The 14,122-nt window shown below is 67.0% G+C and carries 14 protein-coding genes; 3 read left to right on the plus strand and 11 right to left on the minus strand.

The window, feature by feature from the left end; translation table 11 throughout:
- The first annotated feature begins 303 nt into the window (after positions 1-303).
- Entirely contained in the window at positions 304-726 is a 423-nt protein-coding gene (locus ABD912_RS06110) for a CBS domain-containing protein (RefSeq protein WP_345149245.1), read from the plus strand.
- A gap of 155 nt (positions 727-881) precedes the next feature.
- Positions 882-1,439 carry an NADPH-dependent FMN reductase gene (locus ABD912_RS06115; RefSeq protein ID WP_345149247.1) on the plus strand — a complete coding sequence of 186 codons (558 nt, stop codon included), beginning with the start codon at positions 882-884 and terminating at the stop codon, positions 1,437-1,439.
- 80 nt (positions 1,440-1,519) lie between these two features.
- Here ABD912_RS06115 and ABD912_RS06120 read toward each other — a convergent pair whose 3' ends face one another.
- The 6 genes from ABD912_RS06120 to ABD912_RS06145 form a co-directional block, all read right to left on the minus strand.
- The gene (locus tag ABD912_RS06120) at positions 1,520-2,632 is read right to left on the minus strand and encodes an ABC transporter ATP-binding protein (RefSeq protein WP_345149249.1); all 1,113 of its coding nucleotides are present in this window, start codon (positions 2,630-2,632) and stop codon (positions 1,520-1,522) included.
- Positions 2,622-3,419 (minus strand): ABC transporter permease, encoded by a 798-nt coding sequence (locus tag ABD912_RS06125; protein ID WP_345149250.1) that lies wholly within the window; start codon positions 3,417-3,419, stop codon positions 2,622-2,624. The genes ABD912_RS06120 and ABD912_RS06125 overlap by 11 nt, the downstream gene beginning before the upstream one ends.
- Positions 3,416-4,336, minus strand: coding sequence for an ABC transporter permease (locus ABD912_RS06130; protein WP_345149251.1), 921 nt, complete (start codon positions 4,334-4,336; stop codon positions 3,416-3,418). The genes ABD912_RS06125 and ABD912_RS06130 overlap by 4 nt, the downstream gene beginning before the upstream one ends.
- The gene (locus ABD912_RS06135) at positions 4,333-5,457 is read right to left on the minus strand and encodes an ABC transporter substrate-binding protein (protein WP_345149252.1); all 1,125 of its coding nucleotides are present in this window, start codon (positions 5,455-5,457) and stop codon (positions 4,333-4,335) included. The genes ABD912_RS06130 and ABD912_RS06135 overlap by 4 nt, the downstream gene beginning before the upstream one ends.
- Before the next feature lie 107 nt (positions 5,458-5,564).
- Positions 5,565-6,533 carry an ABC transporter substrate-binding protein gene (locus tag ABD912_RS06140; protein WP_345149253.1) on the minus strand — a complete coding sequence of 323 codons (969 nt, stop codon included), beginning with the start codon at positions 6,531-6,533 and terminating at the stop codon, positions 5,565-5,567.
- Between the two features lie 34 nt (positions 6,534-6,567).
- A complete protein-coding gene (locus ABD912_RS06145; RefSeq protein ID WP_345149254.1) occupies positions 6,568-7,815 on the minus strand; it encodes an alpha-hydroxy acid oxidase in 1,248 nt (415 codons plus the stop codon).
- Between the two features lie 107 nt (positions 7,816-7,922).
- Here ABD912_RS06145 and ABD912_RS06150 point away from each other — a divergent pair, with 107 nt between their 5' ends.
- Positions 7,923-9,533 (plus strand): PucR family transcriptional regulator, encoded by a 1,611-nt coding sequence (locus ABD912_RS06150; protein WP_345149255.1) that lies wholly within the window; start codon positions 7,923-7,925, stop codon positions 9,531-9,533.
- A gap of 87 nt (positions 9,534-9,620) precedes the next feature.
- On the opposite strand, the gene ABD912_RS06155 is transcribed toward ABD912_RS06150, so the two are convergent.
- From ABD912_RS06155 to ABD912_RS06175, 5 genes are read right to left on the minus strand one after another with little or no spacing between them, the layout of a single operon-like run.
- Positions 9,621-10,001: a RidA family protein gene (locus ABD912_RS06155; RefSeq protein WP_345149256.1), complete on the minus strand. Its 381-nt coding sequence runs from the start codon at positions 9,999-10,001 to the stop codon at positions 9,621-9,623.
- 55 nt (positions 10,002-10,056) lie between these two features.
- Complete coding sequence (locus ABD912_RS06160) at positions 10,057-10,821, minus strand: amino acid ABC transporter ATP-binding protein (protein ID WP_345149257.1); 765 nt, start codon at positions 10,819-10,821, stop codon at positions 10,057-10,059.
- Positions 10,821-11,744 carry an amino acid ABC transporter permease gene (locus tag ABD912_RS06165; protein ID WP_345149259.1) on the minus strand — a complete coding sequence of 308 codons (924 nt, stop codon included), beginning with the start codon at positions 11,742-11,744 and terminating at the stop codon, positions 10,821-10,823. The genes ABD912_RS06160 and ABD912_RS06165 overlap by 1 nt, the downstream gene beginning before the upstream one ends.
- Positions 11,745-11,756: 12 nt before the next feature.
- Positions 11,757-12,707: an ABC transporter substrate-binding protein gene (locus ABD912_RS06170; protein ID WP_345149261.1), complete on the minus strand. Its 951-nt coding sequence runs from the start codon at positions 12,705-12,707 to the stop codon at positions 11,757-11,759.
- Positions 12,707-13,999 carry an alpha-hydroxy acid oxidase gene (locus tag ABD912_RS06175; protein WP_345149263.1) on the minus strand — a complete coding sequence of 431 codons (1,293 nt, stop codon included), beginning with the start codon at positions 13,997-13,999 and terminating at the stop codon, positions 12,707-12,709. The genes ABD912_RS06170 and ABD912_RS06175 overlap by 1 nt, the downstream gene beginning before the upstream one ends.
- Positions 14,000-14,122: the final 123 nt, after the last annotated feature.

Below are 14,122 nucleotides of genomic sequence, written 5' to 3' on the forward strand. Positions count from 1 at the left end.
CGTTCCCGGTCCGAAGCGCTCGGGGTTGCAGGAATCCAGTCACTCAATAATTTGAACGTCATGTTCATAAGTTGAACATGGTTAAAGAGTGGCATGGATCACACCTCGCGGCAACCCCCAGAGTGCCTCTTTTTTCGTTTCGGGGGTCCTCTTCCACCCTCCCGGAGTCGCCGAAAAGGGGCCCCCGCCCGCCGCGCACGGAAGCGGTGCCGCGCCGGGTTTTTGCCTCCGCCCAAGGGTTGTCCCGTTTGGACCGGCGTGCCTACGGTGGCACTCCCGACCCTTGGTTAAGGAGCTACGGAAATGACCACTGTACGAGAAATCATGACGTCCGGCGCGGAGTGTATCGGCGAGAACGAGACCCTTGAGCAGGCCGCCCGGAAGATGAAGGACCTCGACGTCGGATCCCTTCCCATCTGCGGAGAGGACAGCCGGCTCAAGGGCATGGTGACCGACCGCGACATCGTCATCAAGTGCCTGGCCGAGGGCCGGGACGCGCGCGAGGTCCGGGCCGGCGAACTGGGCCAGGGCAAACCGGTCACCATCGGGGCCGACGACTCGGTCGAGGAGGCCATCCGGACCATGAGCGAGCACAAGGTCCGCCGCCTGCCGGTCATCGATGGGCACGACCTCGTGGGCATGCTCACCCAGGCGGACATCGCCCGCACCATGCCCGAGGACCGCGTGGGCGAACTGGTCGAGCTCATCTCCTCCAGCAGGCACTGAATCGGGAAAACGCCGAGGTGCAGGACGCGCCGGAGCGCAGCGATCCCACCTCCAATAAGCCGCCAACGCAGGCGGAGTGACGCGTCCCGCCCGGATGCCGGGGACGGCCATGACATCATGGCCGTCCCCGGCCCCTCCAAGGTAAGGAGCATTTGATGAGGATTGCGATCATCGTCGGAAGCACCCGTCCGCACCGGAATGCCAAGGTGGTCGCGGATTGGGTGTTCGAGCGGGCCCAGGCGCGCACCGACGCCCGGTTTGAGCTGGTGGACATTGCCGATTACGACCTGCCGCTGTTGGACGAACCGCTTCCGCCCTCCATGGGCCAGTACAAGAAGGAGCACACCAAGCGCTGGGCCGCGACGGTCGAGTCCTTCGACGGATTCGTCTTCGTCACCCCCGAGTACAACCACTCCGTTCCGGCGGCGCTGAAGAACGCAGTGGACTTCCTCTACGCGGAATGGAACAACAAGTCCATCGGCTTCGTCAGCTACGGCAGCGCCGGCGGAACCCGGTCCGTGGAAGCGTGGCGGCTCATTGCCGCAGAAATGCAGATGGCCGATGTGCGCGCGCAGGTCTTCCTGCCGTTCGACACGCATTTCACCAAGGAGTTTCGGTTCGCGCCCCGCGACGAGGCGGCGGAGGCCCTGGAAGTGGTCTTCAACCAGGTGATCGCTTGGGCCACGGCCCTGCAGCCGCTGCGAAACGGATAACACCCGCACCCGAACAGGTCCCCGACCGCCAGCGAACCGGGGACCTGTCCTGCGCCACAGCCCAATCAGGACTTATTCAGCTAGGTTGCGGAGACGAGGTTGGAGTCCTCCAGCAGCACGCCGTCCCGTGCGGACCAGAAGACGACGGCGTCGTCGCCCGGGCGCAGGCCGTTGCTTTCGGACAGCGGAGTGCGCACGATGCCCGTGGAGCCGTCGGCCAACCGCAACTCGTACTTGTGCCCGGAACCGAGGTAGATGTTCTGCACGACCTTGACCGGGACGGTCACGGCGCCGCGCGGGGCTTCGTCCGCCCGCGGGGCGACGCGCAGCTGCTCGGGCCGCAGGACCAGGGCGCCCCTGCCGGAGACGGGCCGCGCCGCCGGTCCGCGCAGCCGGGCGCCGTGGAAGTCCATGGACCAGTCGGAGCCGGAGGCCTCGACGTCGGCGCGGAACACGGTCGACTCCCCCATGAACTTGGCCACGAACAGGCTGGCGGGCCGCTCGTACAGCTCGGCGCTGGTGCCCACCTGCTCGATCCGGCCGTTGTTGAAAATGGCGATCCGGTCACTGAGGATCAGCGCCTCCTCCTGGTCATGGGTGACGAAGACGAACGTCCGGCCCACCTCCTGGTGGATCCGCTTGATCTCCAGCTGCAGCTTCTCGCGCAGGTTCTTGTCCAGGGCGCCCAGCGGCTCGTCCATCAGCAGGGCCCGCGGGTTGAACACCATGGCGCGGGCGAACGCAACACGCTGCTGCTGGCCGCCGGAGAGTTCCTTGGGGTAGCGCTCCCCGTAGCCGGCCAGCCCGACGGTCCGCAGCGCCGCATCGATCAGCGCCTTCTGCCCGGACTTCGGGGTCTTGCGCTGCTGCAGCGGGAACGCAATGTTTTCCGCCACGCTCATGTGCGGGAACAGGGCGTAGTGCTGGAAGACCACGCCCAGGCCGCGCTTGTGCGCGGGCACGTTGTCCACGCGCTGGCCGTCGATCTCGATGGACCCGCTGCTCAGGTCGGTGAAGCCGGCAATGAGATTCAGCGTGGTGGTCTTGCCGCTGCCGGACGGGCCCAGCAGGGTGATGAACTCGCCGGGCTCGATGGTCAAGGAGACGTCGTCGACCGCGACGGACTTGGCGTAGCGCTTGGTGACGTTCTGGATGTCGATCCGGGTTCCGGCCCCGGTCAGCTTATTGGACACGTTTCCTCCTGCGAATGCTGAGCAGCCCCACCGCGATGATGGCGGTGGTCAGCAGCATGATCATGGTTGCGGCGGCGGCGATGGTCGGGTCCGTGTCCCTGGTGACGGACGCGTACATCTTCACGGGCAGCGTCTCCAGGTACGGGCTCTTGATGAAGATGGACAGGACAACCTCGTCGAAGGAGGTCACGAAGGCGAACAGGGCCCCGGAGACGACGCCGGGCATGATCAGCGGCAGCATGACCCGGCGGAACGCGGTCCAGCGACCGGCACCCAGGCTCGACGCCGCCGTCGTCAGCCGCCCGTCATAGCCGGCGAGCGCGGCGGTCACCGAGACGACGACGAACGGCACCGCGAGCACGGTGTGCGCCAGCACGAAACCGGTCAGCGTCCCCAGCAGGTGCAGCCTCAGGAAGATCGCGTACACGCCGATCGCCAGGATGATCGAGGGCACCACGATCGGGGCCAGCAGCAGCGCCTGCGTCGACTTCGCGGCGCGGCGCCGCGTCCACCGCTGCAGCCCGACCGAGGCGGCGGTGCCGGTCGCGGTGGCCGCCACGGCGACGACGACGGCGATCAGCACCGAATTGCCGAAGGCCGACGTCCACGCCGGATCGCTGAAGAAGTTCCCGTACCAGCGCAGCGACCAGCCCGACGGCGGGAAGTTCAGCGACGCCTTGTCGGTAAAGCTGAGCGGGATGACGACGGCGGTGGGCGCGATCAGGACGAACGCCACCAGGCCCGTGTAGGCCCACAGGATCGAGCGGGTCGGCACCGAATGCCTCACAGCAGCCCTCCTTCGTCGCCGGCGGCACGTTTGGCCTTCTTCATGAGCAGGGCCAGCACGGCCAGCAGCGCCAGCGTCGCCACCAGCAGGATCACGCCGAGCACGCTGCCGTGGCCCCACTGGAGCTGACCGTTCACCTGCAGGTAGATGGCCTGGGAGATCAGCAGCTCGGACGGCGAACCCAACAGCGCCGGGGTGATGTAGAAACCGAGCGCCTGGATGAACACCAGCAGCGAGCCGGACACCACTCCCGGCAGCGCCAGCGGCATGAAGATGCGGGTGAACGTGACGAACGGACGGGCGCCGAGGCTGCTGGAGGCCTGCAGCAGCCGCAGGTCCACGTTGCTCATGGCCGCGTACAGCGGCAGCACCATAAACGGCAGCAGCACCTGGACCATGCCGATCAGCACGCCGGTGGTGTTGCGGATCAGTTCGAACGGGCCCAGCCCCAGGAAGCCGAGGATTCCGTTGATGATCCCGCTGTCCTGGAGCAGGATGATCCAGGCGAAGCTGCGGATCATCAGCGAGGTCCAGAACGGGATCAGGACGATCACCACCAGCGCGGCACGCACCCTGGGTCCGGAAAGCACCATGAGGTACGCGTACGGGTACGCCATCCCCAGGCAGATCGCCGCGGACAGCAGCGCGATCCACAGGGTCCGGCCGAGCACCGCCCAGTTGGCGGCGCCGGAAGCGAACCATTCGTAGTTCTGGCCGCCGAGCACCGGATCCGAGACGCTGCGCCACATCGCCTCGGCCAGCGGGTAGGCGAAAACGCCCACCATCAGCGCCAGTGCCGGCACCAGCAGGAGCACCGGGCTCAGCCGCGGGCCGCCCCGCGGGCTGGCGGTGGGCCCGCCGCCGGTGCGGCCGGCGTCACCGGCCGGCCGCACCGGCTCCTTGAGCGCCAAACTCACTTGGCGACCCAGGCCGTGAACTTCTCGAGGACGCCGGCGTAGTTCTCGCCCCACCAGGCGAAGTCGGAGACCAGGGTCCTTTCCGCGATCTCCGGCTCGGTGACCAGGAACTTCCGCCCGTTCTCATTCACCTGGGGCTTCGCGTCCACGTGGGCCGGGGAGTAGGAGGTCTCCACGCTGAGCTTCTCCTGCTGCTCCTTGCCCAGGTAGTAGTTGATCAGGGCCATGGACGCCTTCGGGTTCTTGGCGCCCGCGGGGACGCTGAGCACGTCCATGTTGACCACGCCGGTGTCCCAGGCCGGCTCGAACGGGGCGCCGTTCTCCACCGCGCCGAAGGCACGCCCGGACCAGATCACCGCCATGTCCACTTCCTGGGCCTCGAGCATCTGCTGCGACTGGGCGCCCGTCATCCAGTAGACGAGGCTGCCCTTGATGGTGTCCAGCTTCCTCAGCGCCCGGTCGATGTCCAGCGGATACAGGTCCTCCGGCGCCACGCCGTCCGCGATCAGGGCGCCTTCGAAGATGCCCGCGCCTGCGTCGTTGCCCTGCACGGCGCGCTTGCCGGGAAACTTCTTGGTGTCGAAGAAGTCCGCCCAGGTCTTTGGGCCGTCGCTGAACTTGTCCTTGTTGTAGACGACGACATTGGCGTACTGCACCGCGGGAACGGAGCAGTCGCTGGCCAGGCCCTCGGGGATGCTGGACTTGTCGATGATGGTGTAGTCCAGCTTCTGGAGCAGCTTGCCGCACTGGCCGAGCGCCCAGTTGGAGTCGGTGTCCACCACGTCCCAGGTGACGTTGTTGGATTCGACCTGCGCCTGGACCTTGGCGTACTCCATGGGCCCGTCGGAGAGGACCCGGGCACCGGATTCCTCGCCGAACGGCGTGACCGCGGCCGCCATCTGGCCGTCCTGGTAGATGCCGCCCCAGGACGCGAAGGTCATGTTCATGCCGTCGAGCGCGCCGGCCTTGACGGTTCCGGCCGTCGCGGGGCCGCCACCGAGGTCGACCTCGGCCGAAGCCGCGCCTCCGGATCCGCCGCAGGCGGTCAGGAGCAGTGCGGCGGTGGCCATCAGGCCCAGCGGCAGGGCCTTCATACGGCGGCGCGAAGTGGTTGCTGACATCTTTTCTCCTTCTGACGGAAAGACTTTGCTGACTTGTGGGGATGGTTCAGGGGCTGGGTGGACTGAGCCCCGGGGTCGCCCCGCTTCTCCACCTCAGCCTTGGCGGACTAGCGCGGGACGTTGACGCGGGCCTCGGTGATGGCGCCACCCTCGATGCCATATTTGGCCAGCACGGCGGCATACTCGGCCGAGTGGATGATCTCCTTCATCGCCGCCGCAACGGCCGGGGTCAGCTGGCCACCCTTCGGCAGGCCCATCCCCACCGGCAACACGTTCTTCGTGCCGGCAATCTCAATGCCCGGTTCCTGTTTGGCGGCGTGGCCGAGAATCGGCAGGTCCGCGAAGACCGCGTCGTTGCGGCCCGAGGCCATGGAGGTGATCGCTTGGCGGGTGTCGTTGAACTGCCCCACAACGATCGCGGGTTTGCCGGCCGCGGCGCATTCGGCATCCATCGCGGGCACGTAGGCCGTCACTTGGTACGAGCCGGTCAGCGCGGCGACCTTCTTGCCGCACAGGTCCGTAATGCTGAGCTTGCCGGGGTTCCCTGCCGGCACCGCCAAGGCGCTGCCCATCTTGACGTAATCGACGAAATCTAGCGCGGCGAGCCGTTCCTTGCTCACAGCCATCGAGGACACGGTCATGTCGAAGCGGTCCGCGCTGAGTCCCGGGATGATCGAATCAAACGTGCTCACCACGATCTCGATCTTGAGGTCCAGGGCCCCCGCGACGAGCCGGGCAAGGTCCGGATTGATGCCCGTCATGATTTCCGTTCCCTCCCGGAAATACTGGGTGGGGGGTTCGTTGGTAGGGATGGCGACCCGCAGGACCCCGGCTGCGCGGATGTCCGCCGGAACGAGTGCCGCGGCCTCCGCAATGGGCGCCATGGTGGGCTCCGCGACGGCGGCCGGCGATTCCGTCTGCGCGGCGCCGCCGGCGGCGCACCCGCTGAGCGTCAGTGCCGCGACGACGGCGACGGCGGCGAGCGCCGCCGGGGCCGTACGGCGGGGAGCCGACGGGATGGAATTGCTCCGGACGGAACCGCGCAAAATCGAATTGCGCAAAATCAGATTGCTCAAAGGCACATCCTCCTTGATGTGGTGGAACAGGGTCTTAGCTAATGCGGCTGGGGGTGATGGCACGGTGTCGGAGCAGTTCGGCGCCCCGCTCACGAACCTCGGCTACCGTGTCGCAGCCCAGCAGGCACATGGTGCGGACAATTTCCTGGCGGAACAGATCGATGACGTGCGCGACGCCGGCTTCCCCTTCGGCCGCAAGGCCGTACAAGTAGGGCCGGCCGATCGAAACCGCGTCGGCGCCCAGGGCGAGGGCCTTGATGACATCCGTGCCGCGGCGGATGCCGCCGTCGACGTAGATCTCGATCCGGCCCTGGACCCGCTCGACGATTTCGGGCAGCACGTCCAGCGGGCTCGCCATGTGGTCGAGCTGGCGCCCACCGTGATTGCTGATCTGCGCGGCATCCAATCCCATGTCGGCCGCCCGAACCACGTCGTCGGCGTTCACGCAGCCCTTGAGGACGATCTTTCCGGCCCAGCGTTCGCGCAGGTCGGCCAGGTCGTCCCAGCCGATGGGCACGAAGGCGCCGCCCATCAGGCTCCGCCACATGTCCGGAGTGCTGGTGAGGGGGCCTTCGGGCCGGCGGCCGTCGAGGTTGGGGAACGCCACCGCGTCGTTGAGCAGGAAGCCCAAGGACCAGGCGGGCCGGGTGATGCCTTCGATGACGGTTCCGAGCTTGATGGTGGGCGGCGCAGTGAACCCGTTGCGATAGTCACGCTCACGGTGGCCGATGGTTCGGGCATCGATGTTCACGAGCAGCGCCTCGTACCCGGAATCGGCGACCCGATCCAGGAGTGCCTGGGTCGCGCCACGATCGGGCCGCGGCTTCATGTTGAACCAGCGCCGCGCATCGGGCGCCGCCGCTGCGACGTCCTCCATGGGGGTGTTGCTCAGGCTGGCAAGGCCATAGGGCACCCCGGCGCGTGCAGCGCCGCGGACCACGGCAACCTCGCCCTCCGGGCGGAAGAGCCTGGTTCCCCCGGTCGGGGAGAGCATCAGGGGCAGCTCGCTTCTTGCGCCCAGGATCGTGGTGCTCGGATCCGGGTAGCGGAGGCTCCCCCAGCGAGGCACGAAGGCATAGTCCCTGTAGGCATCCTGGTTGCGGCGAAGCGAGGCCTCGTCTTCGCCGCCACCCTCGATGTAGTCAAAGATGCTGCCGGGGAGGCGGCGACGGGCGCCCTGGCGCACGTCCTCGACCGTAAGGTACTTGCTCCGGACACGCTCCTGCGGCGTCCGGGCGCGTTGCGGCAGTTGCACGAGCCCGAACAGGTCTGAGGGCTTCATTCCACTCCTTGATTTCTGTGTTCTGTCCCACCAGTTTGGGTTCCGGGCGGGACAGCCGTAATGGAGAAATCACCGGACATATGGGGCAATCACTATAGAATCCTCCTATGACCTCGACTCCGGCTCCCCCGGCTTCCGCGTTCACGGTCTCCGGTTGCGCCGAGCTCCTCACGTCGAGCCTGGTGACGGTGTTGGGCAGCGAGAAGCAGCTCGCCCGCATCGTTCGGGGCGTGACCCTGCACGATCCGCTCGCCCCGCACGCGGAGGTCGGCGGCCACCTCGTCCTGGGGATCGGCCTGGACCCCCATTCCCCGGAGTTTCCCTCCAGCGTGTCCGCGTTCGCGCTGAACGGCGCGGCTGCCGTGATCGTCAAGGCGCGCGACAGCCGCGACGCCTTTGTCACCCACGAGTTGGCGGAAGCCGGCTGCGCCATCATCGTCATCCGGCCCGACGCCGACTGGGCGCTCATCGCCTCCGTTGCGCGTTCCGTTGCAGAGAGCCGTCCCACCGCAAGCGCGAGCGGCGTCCCCATCGGCGATCTCTTCGGACTGGCCAATGCCTTGGCGAGCCTCGCGGGCGGTGCCGTGAGCCTCGTGGACTACGTGGGCCGCGTGGTGGGCTATTCAACCCTGCCCGAGCAGCCCATCGACGAGATGCGCCGGCAATCAACCCTTGCGTTGCAGGAGCCTGTGCCGCCGGCCGCCAGCCCCAGCTACGCCGCGCTTTACCGCAGTGCCGGTGCAGTCTTCATTCCGGGCAGTGAGGGAAAATACGGAAGGGTGGCAGTCGCCATCCGGGCAAATGGTGAGGCCCTCGGTGCCATCTGGGTCATCCAGGTAGATCCCGGTGGCGCGGAACAAACCCTGGCCCTGTTGGACTCGGTCGAGCCACTCGTGGCGCTGCACATGTCGCACGCCAGGCGGGCGATAGCGGGCAGCGAGCAGCGCAGCACCGACCTGCTCCGTACGCTGTTCGAGGACCAGGGCCACGCCCACCTTGCGGCAACCCAACTCGGGCTGCTGCCGGAGTGCTCCCACTTCGTGGTGGCCTTCGGCCTGCGCGACGACGCGAACCGCACCCTCGGCGGCGGGCAGCAACGGCTGCTCCACCTCATCCGCACGCATGCGCACCTGCGGTTCCCGTGGGCACAAACCGCCTTGCTCGGCCCCGCCGTCGTCGCCCTGGTGGCGAGCGACTCGGCGCCCGCCGTCCGCGAGTTCGCCGAACGCACCGTACGGGTCTCCGAACAGGGTCCCGAGCACCTGGCCTGCGCGGGCATCGGCGGCTCTGCCGCAACGATCGCGGAGATTGGGCGCAGCTACCGTGAGGCCATGCAGGCCACGGGCGCCCTGCTCTCCCCCATGGGCTCGCGGGCAAGCACCAGCGGCGGCCACATCGCCGCCTTCGACGAGGTCCGGGTGGAACTCGGGTTGGCCCGCCTCGGCGAGCTGCTCAGCGAGCAAGGCCTTGACTCCGGCGACGACGTGGCCCGATTGCTCGCACACGACCGCGAGTACGGCGGAAGCTTCGCGCTCACCCTGCTCACACTGCTCAACCGGCAGGGCAGCGTGAGCGAGACCGCGGCGGAACTGCACGTGCACCAAAATACGGTGCGCTACCGGATCGAGCGCGCCAAAAAGGAACTCGGCATCGACCTCAGCGACGCCTCGGCGCGGCTCTGGCTGTGGCTGCGGCTCGCTACCGCCCGGCAGCCCTGACTGCGCACACGGAAAGGTCCCGGCCGGTGCGCCTTTGCGCACCAACCGGGACCGCTTCCGACGGAATTTGCGGAATTCCCGGGATCGCTAGGGGATGACGGCGACGGCGTCGATCTCGACGAGGAAGTCACCCAGGAACGAACCGACGGTGGTCCGTGCCGGGTAGGGGGCCTCAACGAACTCTTCGTAGCTGGCGTTGAACCCCGCGAAGTCCCGGCCGGGATGGTGCAGGTGGACCGTTGCCTTCACGACGTGGGAGAAGTCCAGGCCATGGGCGTTCAGGACGGCGCCCAGGTTTTTCATGGCCTGTACCGTCTGCTCCCCGATGGTGGTGCCGACCGTGTCTCCGGTGACGGGGTCGTGCGGTGTCTGGCCCGCGGTGTAGAGGAAGCCGTTGGCGGCGATGGCCTGGGAGTAGGGGCCGGCCGGGCTGGGCGCGAGGTCCGTGGTTACCTGCTGTCGAGGCATGGGGATGGTTCCTTTCTTGCGGCCGGCGCAGCGGCCGGCCTGGGGTGGTGATGTTCTAGAGGACCTTGGAGAGAAAGGCCTGCGTGCGTTCGTGCTGCGGGTTGCCCAGCACGTCGGCGGGGTCTCCGCTCTCGACGACGACCCCCTGGTCCATGAAGACGACCTGGTCGCTGACCTGGCGGGCGAAGGCGAGTTCGTGGGTGACGACGACCATGGTCATCCCGGCCTCGGCCAGGGACTTCATGACGTCGAGCACCTCGCCGACGAGTTCTGGATCGAGCGCGGACGTCGGTTCGTCGAAGAGCATGAGCTTGGGCTTCATGGCCAGTGCCCGTGCGATCGCGATCCGCTGTTGCTGCCCGCCGGAGAGTTCCTGGGGGTATGAATGCCCCCGGTTGCCCAGTCCGACGCGGTCCAGCAGGGCCTGTGCTTCGGCGGTGACTTCCTGCCGGGGACGGCCGAGCACGTGGATGGGCGCCTCCACGACGTTCTCCAGCACGGTCATGTGCGGGAAGAGGTTGAACCGCTGGAACACCATGCCCGCGTTCAGCCGTGAGCGCGCGGTCTGGCGCTCCTTCATTTCATAGAGCCGCCCGTTGCGCTCCGCGTAGCCGACCAGGTGCTCGTCCACGTACAGGCGGCCGGCGTCGACCTTTTCCAAGTGGTTGATGCACCGGAGGAAGGTCGTTTTTCCGGAGCCGGACGGGCCGATCAGGCAGGTCACCGAGCCGCGTTCGACCCTCAGATCAATGCCCTTGAGGATTTCCGTTGAGCCGAAGCTCTTGCGGACTCCCCGGGCCTCCACCATGGCGGTGCTCATCATGCTGTCCTTGTCTTTGGGCTGCGGGTCCGTCGCGGCGTTGCGTCGAAGCCGCGGCCATAGCGCCGTTCGAGTTTGGTTTGGAAGAAGCTCAGGATGGTCGTCATGAGCAGGTACCAGAGGCTGGCGACGATGAGCAGCGGGATCGTCTGGTAGTTGCTCGCGTAGATGATCTGGGCCGAGTAGAGCAGGTCGGAGATCGCCAGCACGCTGACCAGGGCCGTGCCCTTGAGCATGGAAATGACCTGGTTTCCGGTCGGGGGGACGACCACACGCATGGCCTGGGGCAGGATCACCCGGCGCATGAGCTTTCCGCCGCCCATCCCCAGGGCCCGGGCCGCCTCATACTGGCCCTTGTCCACGGATCCGATGCCGCCACGGATGATCTCGGCCATGTAGGCGGCCTCGTTCAGGGACAGCCCCAGCAATGCGGCGCTCAGGGGCGTGATGAGCACGTTGGCCGATCCCAGGACCAGCGAGGGACCGCCGAAGGGAAGCCCGAAGGCAATCACCGGATACAGGGCGGCAATGTTGTACCAAAAGATCAGCTGCACGAGCAGCGGCGTGCCGCGGAAGAACCAGATGTAGCCGCGGCTGATGGTGCTCACGATCGGGTTGGCCGAAAGCCGCATGATCGCCAGGACCGTGCCCAGGGCGATGCCGGCAGTCATCGATACCACGGTCAGGAGAATGGTCAGCCCGGCGCCGGTCATGACCTGCGGGGCGAACAGATAGGAGATGACCACGTCCCAGCGATACCGCTGGTTCGCCGCCACGTCCCACGCGGCGCCGAACGCCACGAGAATCAGGACGACGGCGAAGGCCAGCCGGACCGGATGCCTCAGCGGCACCACGGGGATGGAATCGGCCGCAGCCGCGGGAAGGTTCCGGCGGGTGTCAAGGGTGGAGCGTTGTTGCTGCATGGTGGTCACCTCCTATTGGGCGAAGTTGACGCGGGCGTCGGTGATGGCGCTCGACTCGAGCCCGTACTTCCCGAGCACCTGGAGGTAGGAGTCGCTCGTGATGACCTCGGACAGCGCCGCGGAAACGGATTTGACCAGGCCGGAGTCCTTCGGCATGCCAACGCCGACCGGCGTGAAGTCGAATTTTGCGGCAATCTCGATCTGGGGGTTCTGCGTGGCCGCGAAGTTCAGGATGGGTGAATCCGCCAGCACGGCGTCCAGCCGTCCACTGGTCAGGGCGGAGATTGCCTGCCGCGTGTCCTGGAACTCGCTTCGCTGGATGGCTTCCTTGCCGGCCGCCGTGCAGGCCTTGTCGTAGTCGGGGACATTGACCGTGAGCTGGTAGGACCCGGTCAGGAGGCCGACCTTCCTGCCGCACAGGGCGTGCTGGTCAGTGATGCCCTGCGGGTTCCCGCTGGCCACCGCAATGGAATTGCCCATCTGCATGTAGTCGACGAAGTCCAGGACCTCCATGCGCTTCTCCGTCGGGGTCATCGAGGAGACGGTCATGTCGTACCGGCCCGCGGCAATCCCCGGGATGATGGAGTCGAAATTGGCGACCTCGATCTCCACCTCCACGCCCAACGCCTGGCCGATGAGGCGTGCGATGTCGGGGTTGGTCCCCGTCATGTCCCGGGTTCCCTCACGGTAGAACTGTGTCGGTGGCTCGTTGGTGGGGATGGCAACGCGCAGGACCTTTGTTGACTTGATCGGTTCCGGGAGCAACTGGGCTGCAGCCTGGTTTACCTCAAGGGCGGGGACCCCGGTGCCCTGCCCGGCCGCGTCGCCGGAGGGAGCCGACGGCGAGGGGGTGCCGGACGGGCCACACGCGGTGACGGCCAACATCAGCGCTGCCGTCGCGACGGCGGCGGGCACACCGAACCGGCGGCGTTTCGGGCAAGCGGCTTCTGGGGGATTTTTCATCAGGAGGTCCTCATTTCGGCGAAGTCCATCCGGGCCTCCGGGCCTGGTGCGGTGCGGGTAAAGGCTTCATTGCGGTGCCGGATCAGCTCGCGGCCTTCCACCCGCAGTTCCTGGATCGTGGAAACGCCCAGCAGCATCATGGTGCGCGTCATGTCGGCGGCGAACATTTTCAGGACATGGGCGACTCCTGCCTGGCTGGCAGCCGCCAAGCCGTAGAGGTAGGGACGGCCGATGGAACAGGCGTCGGCACCCAGGGCGAGGGCCTTGACGATGTCCGAGCCCCGGCGGATGCCGCCGTCGACGATGATTTCGACCCGGCCGGCCGTCTTGTCGACGATTTCGGGGAGCACGTCCAAGGGCGAGGCCATGTGGTCCAGCTGCCGGCCGCCGTGGTTGCTGACCTGGATGGCGTCGATGCCGATCTGGGCTGCGATGACGGCGTCGTTGGGATTGACGACGCCCTTGAGGATGATGGGACCGTTCCAGCGTGACCTCAGGTCCCGGATGTCGTCCCAGTCGGTCGGTTCGTACGAGCCGGCAAGCAGCGTCCGCCACATGTCAGGCGTGCTGGAGAGCGGGCCTTCGGGAATCTCGGCGTCCAGATTCGGGAAGGCAATCGCATCGTTGGCCAGGAAGCCCAGGGCCCAAGCCGGATGTAGCGCCCCCTCGATGACGGTCTTGGGCTTGATCGACGGCGGGGCGGTGAACCCGTTGCGGTAGTCGCGTTCGCGATGGCCGATGGCCCGGCAGTCGACGTTGACCACCAGCGCCTCGTATCCGGCGTTCGAGACCCTGTCCAGGACGGCCTGGAGCAGGCCCTTGTCCGAAGTGGGCTCCAGGTTGAACCATCGCCGGAGCCCCGGCGAAGCGGCGCTGACGGCCTCCATGGTGGTCGTGCTCAGGTGCGCCAGCCCGTAGGGGATGCCCGCCTCGAGCGCGGCCCGCGCGACGGCGGTCTCGCCGTCGGGGTGGAAGAGCCGGGTGCCGCCGGTGGGCGAGAGGGTCAGCGGCATGGCGACCGGGCCGCCCAAGAGGGTCGAGCGGAGGTCGAGGTTCTCGACCGACCCCCACTTCGGAAGGAACGTCCAGTCATCAAACGATGAGCGGTTGCGCCGCAGGGAGACTTCGTCTTCCCCGCCACCCTCGATGTATTCGAAGACGCTTTTCGGAAGGCGCTTGGCGGCCATGATCCGCATGTCCTCGACGCTGTAGCAGCGCCGGGACAGGCGCTCCGCCGCGGACCGGGCCGGTCCCTGCCCTGCGGCGAGAGCCTTGATGTCCTTGAATTTCATTGTCTGTCCTTGGGTTTCTAACTGGGATTCTCTGTCGCTTCCCTCGTCAATGGTGACGTAGATCTCCACCCATATATATGTGAATTCCCCCAAAGCGCTTATCCATGCCTTGTGATAACTTCC

The sequence above is a fragment of the Arthrobacter ginkgonis genome (assembly GCF_039540195.1).
Lineage (GTDB): Bacteria > Actinomycetota > Actinomycetes > Actinomycetales > Micrococcaceae > Zafaria > Zafaria ginkgonis.

Bases quoted from the DNA above. Each gene is read 5' to 3' on its own strand.
- ABD912_RS06110 (WP_345149245.1), top strand. From the start codon at position 304: ATGACCACTGTACGAGAAATCATGACGTCCGGCGCGGAGTGTATCGGC.
- ABD912_RS06115 (WP_345149247.1), top strand. From the start codon at position 882: ATGAGGATTGCGATCATCGTCGGAAGCACCCGTCCGCACCGGAATGCC.
- ABD912_RS06135 (WP_345149252.1), bottom strand. From the start codon at position 5,457: ATGTCAGCAACCACTTCGCGCCGCCGTATGAAGGCCCTGCCGCTGGGC.
- ABD912_RS06145 (WP_345149254.1), bottom strand. From the start codon at position 7,815: ATGAAGCCCTCAGACCTGTTCGGGCTCGTGCAACTGCCGCAACGCGCC.
- ABD912_RS06150 (WP_345149255.1), top strand. From the start codon at position 7,923: ATGACCTCGACTCCGGCTCCCCCGGCTTCCGCGTTCACGGTCTCCGGT.
- ABD912_RS06155 (WP_345149256.1), bottom strand. From the start codon at position 10,001: ATGCCTCGACAGCAGGTAACCACGGACCTCGCGCCCAGCCCGGCCGGC.
- ABD912_RS06160 (WP_345149257.1), bottom strand. From the start codon at position 10,821: ATGAGCACCGCCATGGTGGAGGCCCGGGGAGTCCGCAAGAGCTTCGGC.
- ABD912_RS06165 (WP_345149259.1), bottom strand. From the start codon at position 11,744: ATGCAGCAACAACGCTCCACCCTTGACACCCGCCGGAACCTTCCCGCG.
- ABD912_RS06170 (WP_345149261.1), bottom strand. From the start codon at position 12,707: ATGAAAAATCCCCCAGAAGCCGCTTGCCCGAAACGCCGCCGGTTCGGT.
- ABD912_RS06175 (WP_345149263.1), bottom strand. From the start codon at position 13,999: ATGAAATTCAAGGACATCAAGGCTCTCGCCGCAGGGCAGGGACCGGCC.